Raw genomic sequence first — 13,185 nt, forward strand, 5'->3', positions numbered from 1 at the left:
ATCCTCAACCCCAAGAAAAGGAGAAAAAAGATGAATTACCCTGTAAACTGTAATCTGCAAGAAGATGCAAGAAACGCAAAAAATAAAACTCTTTTAAAAACAAAGAGTTTTAATTGGCCTGTTCTAAGCTATCTATTAGTAGGTATAATGAGCGCTAGTACAGTTCATGCGGAAAACAATGCAAACAAAGAGACAAGCTATACGCTTGAAGAAATTACAGTTACCGCTCAGAAGCGGGAGGAAAAAGTACAGAATATACCAATCAGTGTTAATGTTCTTAATGATCAGCAAATTGAAGATGCTAATATTAAGGATACTACCGAACTAATTCGATACATACCTAACGTTTATACAAAGGATTCTGGTTCATACCAACAGATCAACATTCGTGGTGTAGGTAGTTTTGTTACCTCTCTGTATCCTACCACAGCGATGTACATTGACGATATCAACCTACCCATCGTATACATGCAAAATCAAGAACTCTTTGACGTGGAACGGGTGGAAGTGCTCAAGGGCCCGCAAGGAACACTCTATGGACGTAATTCCGAAGCAGGCGTCATAAATATTGTGACCCGCCAACCAGATAATGACTTGCGTGGCAAGGTGTTCACTCAACTTAGCGTCTTTGACACTGATGGTGACTGGGCACCAGGCTACCAATTGGGTGCAAACGTAAGCACCCCCATCGTAACAGATATTATGTACTTCAGTCTGGCAGGTAAATGGAATTACGACCAAGGCCCCATTACCAATGATTTTAACAATGACGATGAAGCCCGCAAGATCAATCGTGGATTCGGGCGCACTCAACTGCGCTGGACTCCCACCGAGCAACTCGATATCTCGTTCTTAGGTGATATCTCAAGCAGCGACGAGAATTTTGGTTATGGCCGCTATAAAGATGGTATGTTTAAAACGGAGCGCCTGCATATTGCCCGGAATGATAAAAATAATCGCAACTGGAACGGTGATAGCGAGAGCCTACGAGTGAAGTATAAAGGTGAAGAAATTGACCTAACCTCTATAACTGGCAGGAGATATTTCTCTGATGATGCAAATTGGGATATGGACATGACAACTCTGCCTACATCATATATGAACACATTTATGACAGAAAAGGTAGACATGTGGACTCAGGAATTCAGATTCAGTTCTTCTGAAAAAAATGAAAGTCCACTCGCTTGGCTTTTAGGTATTTATGGATTTACAGAAGATACAAAGGTTACAGGTGACTACCTAGCTGGCATGCCAGGCATGTCTAATAATACGTACCGCAATACAGATATTGACTCAGACGGTTTTGCTTTATTTGGTCAAGGTACCTATACTATAATTGACCGCTTACATCTTACAGCAGGATTACGGTACGAGTATAACAGTCAATGGGGTGAGCAGCGCTTTACATCTGAAATGGAACCAAATTATCCTACAAGTACAATGAATTACAAAAAACATTTAACGGGTGATGAATTGCTACCGAAATTTTCGGTGAGCTATGATTTTACAGATGACGTTATGGGCTACGCCACCGCTTCTCGCGGTTTTTTAAGTGGTGGCTTTGATTATGTTTCAGCTACTAACAATGAAACTTTTTATTATGAACCAGAGTATACGTGGAACTATGAAGTTGGTGTAAAAACTTCATGGCTTGATAATAAACTACTTGCTAATTTGGCAGCTTTCTATATTGATATGACAGATAAGCAAGCATCTGAAGTATTGTCCCTCAATCAAGCAAAAATATCAAATATAGCAGAAGCGAATTCTAAAGGATTTGAGATAGAATTACAAGCTCGTCCTGCCACTGGATTGACCTTTTCTGGTGGCTTTGGTTACACTATGACAGAGATTACCAACTGGTATGATCCAGTCACACAGTATGACTACCACGGTAACGAACTTCCCAATGCTCCACGTTTTACCTATAATCTTAGTACCATGTACCAGCATAGCACTGGTTTATACGGACGCGTTGATTTGTTGGGAACAGGTAAGTTCTACCATGATGCTACCAATATGCAGGAGGAATCTGCATATGAGTTGGTAAATATTCGGTTAGGTTATTCTGGAGAGCACTGGGATGTTTCGCTTTGGTGCAAGAACCTCTTTGACCGTTCCTACTATACCGTGCAAGCTCCTATTCCAGGGTACGGCACGTTGGCTTTCGACGGCGATCCCCGGCAAATCGGGATGACAGTGGCCTGGCGCTTTTAAACGTATAATTTTTGAATTGGAACGCACCACGTTCTGGTGCGTTCCAATCTTTGCAATTCCGAGGTACAGATGCTTTCTTCTGACCAGCGTTCTCTGATGGCCCAATTGCTGAAAAACCGCACAGCCGCTGCAGACGCCAAAAATTCAATACTTCAACCCAATTCGGCCGATCGTTTTTTGCCATTTCCCCTAACTGATGTACAGCAGAGCTATTTAGCTGGACGTGGTAGCGGTATGGACTTGGGCGGTACCGCTACTCGCGGTTACCAGGAATTTGACATCAAAAATCTGGACCCAAGACGCTACGAGCATGCCTGGCTGTGCGTTATCGCTCGCCACGACACGCTGCGCACCATCATAAACGCAGATGCCACCCAACAAGTACTGCCCAAAATCCCTTCTTGGAAACTACTCGTCAAAAACCTACGCAACCTGCCGACAGCTCAACAAAACTTGGCGCTCGACGCAGTTCGCCAGGAAATGACAAAAACAGTGACGGATCCCCAAGTCTGGCCGCTCTTCGATGTACGGATTTCGTTGCTGGATCATGGTTTGGCCAGAGTGCATCTGGGTATTGATGCATTATTACTGGATGCGTCTAGCTTTCCAATCTTGCTGGAAGAACTCCAATTTTTTTACGACCACCCTGATGCTGTTTTACCAGAACCAGAACTACGCTTTCGTGATTATGTGCTGGCCCTAGAAGCCAGTAAGCATGAACCCGAATTTGCCCGGGCTCGGGATTACTGGCTAAAGCGCCTGCCCACCCTAGCCCCAGCTCCCGAATTTCACGGCACATCTACGCTTCGAGAAGAGGACAGGCATTTCCGCCGATACTCCTTGGTCTGGCCACTAGCCGAATGGCAGGCGATGGAGCGCAAGGCTGCACACATGGGGATCACCGGTGCTTTTGTTTTGTTGGCAGCCTATGCCGAAGTCATTCGCCTATGGAATCGCTATTGCGACTTTACTCTAAGTATTTCCCGTTTTAACCGAGTAAATCTTCATCCAGGTGTGCCAAAAATTCTGGGTGATTTCACTGATATCTTGCTTTTGGAGTGCCGTTGTCCGTCTGGAAGTACCCTCTTGGATCGAGCCCAACTTTTACAGCAGCAATTCTGGCAAGATATGGAGCACGCACGCTTTAATGGCGTCCAGGTTATCCGCGAACTGCGGCAAATTCGGCCCGATAGTGCCGCAATGCCTGTGGCTTTCACCGATATTCTCAAGGCTGGCGACATTGGCCAATCTGCCAGGCTGGGGGGCGAAGAGCTGGAGCTACGCCACGCCGTTAGTCAGACAGCCCAAGTGCTCATTGACTTCAATGCTATCCAGTTTGCTGGTGAGGTACGTTTTAATTGGGATGTGGCGGAAAATGCCTTCCCTGCTGGTCGCATTGAGGCCATGTTCTCGGATTTTTCCGGCTTGCTCAGACGAATGGCCATTGAGGATGAAGTCTTCTCCGAGACGTTTCCCCTGAGAGCGCCTGTGGATGACAGGACTCGTCACGCAACAGCCAATGCCACAGCGACCCCACTTGAGCAACGAATGCTACATCAATTATTTGACGCACAGGCGTTGGCGTACCCAGATGCATCAGCTGTAATCACCCCGGAGCGGCGGCTCAATTACGGCGAGTTGCGCGGATTGGCCCGTACCTTAGGCGAGCAAATTTGGAGTCAAGGAATTAAGTCTGGTGAATTGGTAGCCGTGGTTATGGAAAGAGACTGGGAACAGGCTCTGGCTGTGTTGGGCATTCTTTATGCTGGGGCAGCTTACTTACCCATTGACCCGAATTCTCCTGCGGATCGCCTGCATAACCTGCTGGCCGAAGGCCGGGTTAAGCTGGTACTGACTCAGCAACGGCTTACCCAAAGCCTAAATTGGCCGGCGGCCCTGCAAGTCCTGGCCGTTGATGAATGGGCGGCAAGCGCGTCACTCCTACCGCAGGAGCAAGCAACCCGATGGCACCAATCTCTGGACGATTTGGCCTATGTAATCTTTACCTCAGGATCAACGGGGAAACCCAAAGGAGTGGGGATTACACATGGCGCAGCGGTCAACACCTTGGCCGATATCAACCGGCGCCTTGGAGTTACCCATAAAGATGCAGTGTTGGCCTTATCAGATTTAAATTTTGATCTGTCGGTGTATGACCTTTTCGGACTGTGGGCTGCTGGCGGTACTGTGGTATTTCCTGCGTCGGATCGAACTCGTGATCCAGGTCACTGGGTTGAATTGATGACCTCTACAAGTGTCAGCCTGTGGAACACTGTGCCGGCCCTGATGCAGGCACTTATTCCCACTTTGTCAGAAAAAAAGAGCAAAAAACTTAAGCTGCGTGCAGTTTTGCTCAGTGGAGACTGGGTGCCCGTAACTCTCCCTGGCGACATTCATAAGTACTGGCCCGGTGCCAGAGTGCTTGCCCTAGGAGGAGCTACTGAGGCGGCAATTTGGTCTAACTGCTTTGAAATCGGCAAGGTACCAGAGGAGTGGTCCCGCATTCCCTATGGTCGCCCACTGGCCAATCAACATCTCCACATTTTAAATGACGCCTTGCAGGAATGCCCAGACAATGTGTTGGGCCAAATTTTTATCTCCGGCAAGGGCCTGGCGCAGGGCTACTGGAACGATCAGCAAAAAACAGACATGGCCTTTCTTATCCATCCTGAAACCGGTGAGAGACTGTACCGAACTGGAGATCTAGGCTTCTGGAGGTCAGATGGCAATGTGGAATTTATGGGGAGACTTGATTTTCAGGTAAAAATAGGTGGTTATCGTATTGAACTTGGGGAGATTGAAGCGATTCTGGGCCGACATCCAGGCATCAAGGACTGCGTGGTCTCGTGTATCAGCCGCAATCCCGGCAACAGTCGCCAACTGATCTGCCATTATGTCCCAGAGATAGGGCAGGAGCTTGAAGCAGCCGACCTGCGTTCCTTTCTGCTCTCCTCTTTACCTCGCTATATGACTCCCGATCTATACGTACGGCTTAAGGCTCTCCCGCTTAATGCCAACGGTAAAGTCAATCGTCATGCGCTCCCCATACCAGTAGATGTAGACGCCGCCACCAAGAATTTTGAACCGCCGCAGGCAGGTTTGGAAAGCTTGATAGCCGGTTTTCTGGCTGAGGCAACAGGTCAGCCGCACATTGGCAGACACGACAACTTTTTTGAGCTGGGTGGCAACTCGCTTATGGCCATGCAAATCATGCACCAGATCCAGCAACGTCTCGACGTCAGTTTGCAACTTGGCAACTTTTTTGACGCGCCCACGGTAGCCAGTCTGGCGACACTAGTGAACCAATCCATGAAAAGTGAGACAATAGAGGAAGGAACATTATGATCGCTCAGGAAATACTGGCAGATCTCGAATCACAAGGTGCGCGGTTCTGGGAGGAAAACGGAGCTCTGCGCTATTCCGCCCCTAAAGGATTGATGGATCAAAAACGACGACAGCAACTTGCGGCTGTTAAGGAACAGTTGCTGCCATTGTTACGTAGAAGGGGCAATGGCGAAGGAAACTTGAGTATAACGACCATTAAACCTGATCCTACTCGTCTGCATGAACCCTTTCCACTCAACGATATGCAGGCCGCATACCTAGTAGGGGGGAATGAACTTTTTGAAACAGGTAACATCTCCTGCCATGCCTATATTGAACTATACAAAGATAATATTGAAATTGAATGCTTGCGCGTTGCCTGGAATGCACTTATCGCCCGACATCCCATGCTACGTGCTGTAACCTTACCAGGTGGTAAACAGCAGATATTGGAAAAAGTACCAGAATACGATATTGCAGTACAAGATTTACGTGATATTCCTGAAAAGGAACATCAAAAACTACTTACAAGTATCCGGTCAGAAATGGAACAGCAAACATTTGCTACCGGAACTTGGCCCCTTTTTGCTCTCAGAATTTCACTTTTGCCTAAAGGTGCCGGTATTCTGCATATGGGATTTGATCAGATCATTGCCGATGGCTATAGCCTGCAACTGATTTTTCGTGATTTACATGCATTATACGAAGGTCAGGGCGATATATTACCCAATCTGAATTTAAGCTTTAGGGACTGCATATTATCCAACCAGATACAGGAGCAGTCAGCACAGTACCAGAGGTCGAAAAACTATTGGGAGCACCGTATCCCCCTTTTGCCAGACTCGCCTCATCTGCCCTTGGTCGTAGACCCATCCACCATTACCCTGCCCCACTTTACCCACCGCAGTTTTCGCTTGGAAAAGGACACTTGGGATTGTCTCAAGGCCCGGGCTACGGAACAAGGGCTGCCAGCTTCAAGCGCGGTTCTGGCAGCTTATGCAGACGTACTTGCCTCCTGGAGTGCAGAGCAGCAGTTTACCCTGAACATGACTCTGTTTAACCGACCGCCCCTGCACCCCCAAATCATGGATGTAGTGGGTGAATTTACGTCAGTCAGCCTTTTGGAAATTGATCGTAGCAAGCCTTATAGCTTTATTGAATTTGCCAAATCTGTACAGGCCCAGCTTTGGCAAGATCTTGATCACCGCTATTACAGTGGGGTCAAGGTAATTCGTGCCTTGGGAAAAGCACGGCAAACAGGAACGAGTGCACAGATGCCAGTAGTCTATACCAGTACTATCGGTATCACCCCGCAAGGCCCATTAGCCCGCTATGGCCTGCCCAACTTCGGTGAAGTCTTGTACTCTGCCACGCAGACACCTCAAGTTTGGCTAGATAATCAGGTATTTGAGCAGGGAGGCACGCTAGTCTGCCACTGGGATGCCTTGGAAGAGCTCTTCCCCAACGGCATGCTGGACGCCATGTTCACCGCTTTTGAAGCCCTACTGCGCCGCCTGGCCACAGATACAGCTAGCTGGCAAAGTACAGCTCGCCCGCCATTGCCAGGCCCGGTTCAGGAGCTTCGTCAGCATTTTAACGCAACAGATGCACCTCTTGATTCCTCTTTACTCCATCACCTTTTTGATCGTAGTGCCCAGCGCTATCCGGATCGTATTGCTATTATTGCGGGGCAAGCACGTCTGAGCTACGCTGAACTGCGACGGCGTGCCCTTGCGCTGGCACAAGCACTGCGCAAACGGGGAGCTGGCCCTGAGCAACTCGTCGCGGTGATGCTCGAAAAGGGCTTGGATCAAATTGTAACTGTACTGGGCATTCTTTATTCAGGCGCTGCATATTTACCTGTTGATCCAACTTTACCCATGGCCAGACGGCAAGAATTACTGCAATTGGGAGAAATATCTCTGGTCGTTACAAATACATATATTGGACAAGAATTTGTCTGGCCTCAAGGAATCGAAGCTCTTACTTTAGACAATCTCGAACTACCGTCGAACATATTTATTCCAAATGAGGAACAAGAACCAGAAACTCTGGCCTACGTTCTATTTACCTCAGGTTCCACAGGGAATCCCAAAGGAGTTGCCATTGAGCACAGGAGTGCTGTAAATACTATTTTAGATATCAATCGGCGTTTCCGGATAACAGAACAGGATGTTGGCTTGGCACTTGCCTCACTTAGCTTTGACCTTTCTGTGTATGACATATTTGGATTACTAGCCGCTGGAGGTTCTGTAGTTATCCCTGACGCGGATAAGCTCAAAGAACCTGAACACTGGCTTGAACTGATACTACAACATGGTGTTACCTTCTGGAATTCTGTTCCTGCTCTTTTAAATATGTTGTGTGAGTCCGGAGCTGGAACAAATATGACTCTGCATACACTACGAGTGATCTTGCTCTCCGGTGATTGGATCCCACTGGCTCTGCCCGAAACGGCACGTAGCCTTGCACCACAATCTCAAATCATAAGCTTGGGTGGAGCGACCGAAGCATCTATCTGGTCATTATGTTATCCGATTGAGAATGTTGATCAATCATGGAAAAGTATCCCCTACGGCCGCCCCCTCACTAACCAGCGCATGTACGTACTGGATGGTACACTCTCGCAACGTCCCGACTGGACACCAGGAGATTTGTATATCGGCGGCGTCGGACTAGCCCGGTGCTACTGGCGTGATCCGGAAAAAACTGCTGAGAGTTTTCTGATACATCCCGTCACCGGAGAACGGTTGTACAAAACCGGCGATATGGCCCGGCACCTTCCCGGCGGTGTGCTGGAGTTTTTGGGCCGCAAGGACGGCCAGGTGAAGGTAGGAGGCTTCCGCATTGAACTGGGGGAAATTGAATGCGTCCTGCAAAAAATGCCTGGCGTGTACGAAGCCGCGGTGACTGCAGACCAAGACAGCGTGAACGGCACTCGCCTTTTGCATGCCCATATCGTGCCAGAGAATGATACCAGCTCCATGATTCTACTTCCCACAGCGGCGGAGCATGAGTGCGGCACTAGCTGGCGTTCACTTTTGCTGAGCAGTCGCACCGCAGCTCATAAACTCCCCGTCGGTGTGACTGATATCCAAAACTTTGCCGATTTCTGGATAAATCTAGATGAGCTGTGCCTCGCTAACATGTGCAGAACGTTGCGCGACTTGGGCGTTTTTACCAAGCGCGAGACTCTGACTGTGGATGAGATTATTGCACGTGGCCAAGTCACCTCGACTCATCGAAAGCTTCTGGTGCGCTGGCTCAATGCCTTGTCGCGTGAGGGCTTCCTGACCAAACAGGGACACGACCGCTACGCCTGTCCAGCTCCCCTACCGGAAAACGATTTGGCCGCGCTCTGGAATCTGGTGCGAAGTTTAAGCCCCGCCATTGGACATCCTGGAGAGCTCCTCACCTATATGGAGCGCAGTTGCGCTGACTTGATTCAGCTTTTCCGGGGAGATGTCAACCCACAAGAGCTACTTTTTCCCGAAGGCGCTTGGAACGTGGCAGAGGATGTATACCAATATAATCCCATGAGCCAGTACTTTTTCTCCATTTTAGCGGCTGCTTTTGCCGCCTTGGTACAAGAACGACGCACTGCTGGCACGTTCCGGGTTTTGGAAGTTGGCGCAGGCGTAGGTAGCTCCACAGCGGAATTGCTCCCATTGGTAGATTCGGGTCACACACACTACGTCTATACAGATATTTCGCCATTCTTTTTTGATAAAGCCAAAACCAAGTTCAGTGATTACAATTTTATAAAATATGCCTTATTTGATATTAACATTTCACCATTTAATCAAGGGTTTGAAAAGAATAGCTTTGATGTAATTATTGCCAACAACGTACTGCACAACGCTGCAGATATGCGACAGACAATGAACTGGCTTAACTCATTGCTGGATCAAGATGGATGCATTCTCATTCTGGAACAAACAGGCCCGAACTATCCATTACTAGTAACCATGGAGTTTTTGATTGACTTCAGTGAGCTAAAAGATGAACGCCTAGGGCAAGATTCACCTTTTCTCAGTGAAGAACGCTGGATGAATACGTTAGCAGCTTGCGGTTTTTCCCAATGTGCATCCTTGCCGCCAGCGGGACATCCCTGCGCGGCATTGGGTCAACATGTGCTGATGGCACAGAGTGGCAGGCAAGCTTTTCGTCTCAACGAGACGGCTGTGACTGAATTTCTGCGCCTGCGTTTGCCTGCTTACATGATTCCAAAAAAATTCAGTTTACTGGAGCGCATTCCTCTCACGGAAACTGGAAAAGTTGATCGCAAAGCATTGGGTAGTGGATCTAATAATACTGCAGTCAAAAGTAGTTGCAAATCAACTTACGTGGAACCATCCGATCCTCTTGAAAAAAAATTGGCCACCCTCTGGGCGGAAATTTTAGGTATGGATAAAGTAAGTATGAACGATGACTTTTTTGCGTGTGGCGGCGATTCTTTGCAACTTACTCGACTGATGGCCCGCATGCGCGAAATCTTTAGTGATTATATAGGACTTGAAGCTCTTACCTTACGCACACTTTTTGAGAAACCAACCTTGGTTGGCATGGCCCAGGCGCTACGTAGTCTGGTTGATAATAGTAATATTCCTGAAGATACAGCAGATCATAGCATTGATTCGCCGCTTGTACTTATGAATTCGGCAGGTGAACAAAAGCCATTCTTTATTATCAGCGATGGCCGTGGTCGACTCTTTGTTTACAATCATTTACGTCGCCACATTGACTGCAACAGACCATTATATGGACTGCAAGTACATGACATAAAATCCTATATTGACTCTGGGGCAAATATTGGAAACCTTGCAGAAAATTATATTCAGGCTATCCGTAGCGTGCAGCCAGTAGGACCATACCACTTAGGTGGCTTTTGCATGGGTGGTATTATTGCTTATGAAATGGCAAGACAACTAAAAAATGCAGGCGAAAATGTTGAACAAACTATTTTAATTAGTTCAATGAAGCCGCCATTCTTAATCGATGACGAAGTCTTTATCTTTTATATGCTCTGTAAAGAACTGTTGATTCCCTTGGAACGTGTGGGGTTAGAAGTCAGCGCTGAGGAATTCAATAATGTGGCTGCACAGTTTCAAAATTTAGGTTGCACGGCATCTACCTCTACAAATTGGCAGGAGCAAATGCGACATGGCCCAGGTGCATCTTTCCTAGCCAAATACCAAAAATTATCAGATATGAACAGAGATGCGCGTCTCGACTTAGCCTATAAACTAGGCGCTGAAACCGGCAACCAATACATTTCCCGAATGTCGAAGGAGGAATTAGCAGATATCTTTGCCATTTACCGCGTCAGCGTGGCCTCGGTGGCGCGCTATGAGCCTCAGCCCTATGATGGCGCCGTTACCGTGTTTGTGCCAGCTGAGCGCGACGCTGTGATGTCAAAATCTATGGATATTGTAGAAATATGGACTCGATCTGGGGCACAAAATGTCACATTTATCTCCACTCCAGGCAGCCACGTCACCTGCTTGGAGGAGCCTTATGTGAGCCAGCTGGCAGCTCGTTTGAATGAGCTCCTGCGGCACTCAGGGAGGCGGTCATGAGTGGATTGCCGCTCATCGGTATATTGGGCGCCCGTGGTACAGCTGGACAAGCCTGTGTGCAGGCACTATTGCGTGATACATCTTTCACATTACGCTTGGGCGGCAGAGATGCTGAAAGGGGTGCGGTCCATACGGCCCAGTTAGGGAGCCGTGTACACTTTGTGCCAGTTGACATTCAGGACGCTCAAGCTCTGAAAAACTTCGTGCGTGGCTGCCAGCTTGTCATCAACTGTGCAGGTCCGTCCCGTCTGATTCTGGATACGGTTGCTCGAGCTGCCCTTCAGGCGGGGTGCCACTATCTTGATCTGGCAGGCGACGAAGTGCTGTATCAGCGTACAGAGGACCTACACGCGACACTGTACCAGAAGCGGCTCTGTTGCCTACTATCGATTGGTATTTTTCCAGGTTTATCGGGGCTTTTCCTTGATTACTGCTTACAGGAGGGGGACAGCAGAGCTCAGGATACCAGCCTTTTCTTTGCTAATTGTGGTGAAGCCATGTCACAAACTGCAGCCCTTGATATCGTGTATAGTCTGAGGGACGGCTTTGGGCTGGGGATGCATCGCTTGCAAAATGGTCAAGTGGTCCGGGACAATGCTGGACCACAACTGGTCAATCTTCCTTTTTTACGTGAAAGCTTAGCTCTGTATCCCAGCTTGAATTATGAGTGCCAACGGGTGGCCACTCGGCGCCGAACGCCAAACCTACGGTGCTGCGTCTCTATGCCGTCACACACGATGCAAACTCTCTTCCAAATACGCGCAGCGGAATCTTGGCAGCACCCAACTGAGGTAGAGCAGTCTGCCCGACAGCTTGTCGCTGCTTCCTTGCTCGACTGTAAGGATTTTTTACCATTCACTTGGTATCAGGTGAAGGCAAAGGGGGAAAAAAATGGAGAATATTGGCACCTTGATGCGGAGTTGATTTGGAATAAGCCTAGTGTCCAATTGGTGGGTCGTATGATAGCAATTACGGTTCAAATGATAATTTCAGAACATTATCTACCAGGTCGGCATCTATTCCACGAATCGCTGGATATACCAGATTTTTTTCGATTGTTGACTAGTGGTGAAGGTGCACCTAGACTCTCGCTTAATATGAATACAGAGTCATTAGAAATAGGCTACATATGAAAACCCTATAAAAGAGATGGGGAGGGGTCTTTATTTGTTTCAATAGTATTATTCAATTTTAAATCACTACTACCTTATAGATTTAATCTTTCGATTAACCATTATGAATAAATATTATCAATAATTACTAAATAAAATGAAGCCAATAAATTATTAATTTGGCTTAAAATCTACAGGATTATCTGCACTCTGTATTCCAAACTGGATGTCATCATTCTTAATTTCGTTTTATTCACTCTCACTATTGAAATAATTATACGATATCATCAATATGTTTTAAGCTATTTTAACCAATTCCTGTACATTTCCACCTACTATAATATCTAAGTATTTAAAAATTTTTTCTGCATTCCAATTCCACCAAGCAATGCCCTGTAACAATTCGATCTCCTCCGGAGAAAAGCGCATACGGATGAGTCTAGCCGGGTTACCTCCCACGATGGCATAGGGAGGAACATCTTTGCTTACAACTGCACAAGCTCCTATGCATGCGCCATTTCCAATATGGACTCCAGGTAATATCGTTGCATTATACCCAATCCAAACATCATTTTCTATAATTGTATCACCTTTCATGGGTAATTCAGTGATAGGCGGCATCACTTTTTCCCATCCATGCCCAAAAATCTGGAATGGATAAGTAGATATACCTGTCATTCTGTGATGCGCACCATTCATAATAAATTTTGCTTGCCGGGCGATACCACAAAATTTACCAAAGACCAGCCGGTCCCCCATAAATGGATAGTGGTACAAGACAAAATTCTCAAAATTCTCCACCCCCTCCGGTAGTTGTACAGCTGTATAATCGCCGGCAATAATATTTTGATTTTTTATAATATTTTTAAGAAAATGAACAGTAGGTACAGCCGGCATGGGTTTTGCCATTTCTGGTGAAGGTCCATACATGAGCTCCTCCAATTTGTTAGGTA

General features: G+C 47.2%; 5 protein-coding genes. 4 read left to right on the plus strand and 1 reads right to left on the minus strand.

Features of this window, described 5'->3' with window-relative positions:
- Positions 1 to 30 precede the first annotated feature (30 nt).
- The 4 genes from CAY53_RS00275 to CAY53_RS00290 all read left to right on the plus strand — a co-directional run bounded on the left by CAY53_RS00275 (position 31) and on the right by CAY53_RS00290 (position 12,253).
- Positions 31 to 2,217: a TonB-dependent receptor gene (locus CAY53_RS00275; protein WP_104935434.1), complete on the plus strand. Its 2,187-nt coding sequence runs from the start codon at positions 31 to 33 to the stop codon at positions 2,215 to 2,217.
- Positions 2,218 to 2,286: 69 nt separating this feature from the next.
- Entirely contained in the window at positions 2,287 to 5,562 is a 3,276-nt protein-coding gene (locus CAY53_RS00280; protein ID WP_104935435.1) for a non-ribosomal peptide synthetase, read from the plus strand.
- Positions 5,559 to 11,120: a non-ribosomal peptide synthetase gene (locus CAY53_RS00285; protein ID WP_104935436.1), complete on the plus strand. Its 5,562-nt coding sequence runs from the start codon at positions 5,559 to 5,561 to the stop codon at positions 11,118 to 11,120. Before CAY53_RS00280 ends, CAY53_RS00285 begins: the two co-directional genes overlap by 4 nt.
- On the plus strand, positions 11,117 to 12,253 hold the full coding sequence (locus CAY53_RS00290) for a saccharopine dehydrogenase NADP-binding domain-containing protein (RefSeq protein ID WP_104935437.1): 1,137 nt from the start codon (positions 11,117 to 11,119) through the stop codon (positions 12,251 to 12,253). The genes CAY53_RS00285 and CAY53_RS00290 overlap by 4 nt, the downstream gene beginning before the upstream one ends.
- Before the next feature lie 276 nt (positions 12,254 to 12,529).
- On the opposite strand, the gene CAY53_RS13635 is transcribed toward CAY53_RS00290, so the two are convergent.
- A complete protein-coding gene (locus CAY53_RS13635) occupies positions 12,530 to 13,162 on the minus strand; it encodes a CatB-related O-acetyltransferase (protein ID WP_104935438.1) in 633 nt (210 codons plus the stop codon).
- Between the last annotated feature and the right edge of the window lie 23 nt (positions 13,163 to 13,185).

Origin of the sequence: Desulfobulbus oralis (genome assembly GCF_002952055.1) — a bacterium.
GTDB classification, from domain to species: Bacteria; Desulfobacterota; Desulfobulbia; order Desulfobulbales; family Desulfobulbaceae; genus Desulfobulbus; species Desulfobulbus oralis.

What these genes read in the sequence shown, in the direction of transcription:
- CAY53_RS00275 (WP_104935434.1), top strand. Translation starts at nt 31, where the DNA reads ATGAATTACCCTGTAAACTGTAATCTGCAAGAAGATGCAAGAAACGCA.
- CAY53_RS00280 (WP_104935435.1), top strand. Translation starts at nt 2,287, where the DNA reads ATGCTTTCTTCTGACCAGCGTTCTCTGATGGCCCAATTGCTGAAAAAC.
- CAY53_RS00285 (WP_104935436.1), top strand. Translation starts at nt 5,559, where the DNA reads ATGATCGCTCAGGAAATACTGGCAGATCTCGAATCACAAGGTGCGCGG.
- CAY53_RS00290 (WP_104935437.1), top strand. Translation starts at nt 11,117, where the DNA reads ATGAGTGGATTGCCGCTCATCGGTATATTGGGCGCCCGTGGTACAGCT.
- CAY53_RS13635 (WP_104935438.1), bottom strand. Translation starts at nt 13,162, where the DNA reads ATGTATGGACCTTCACCAGAAATGGCAAAACCCATGCCGGCTGTACCT.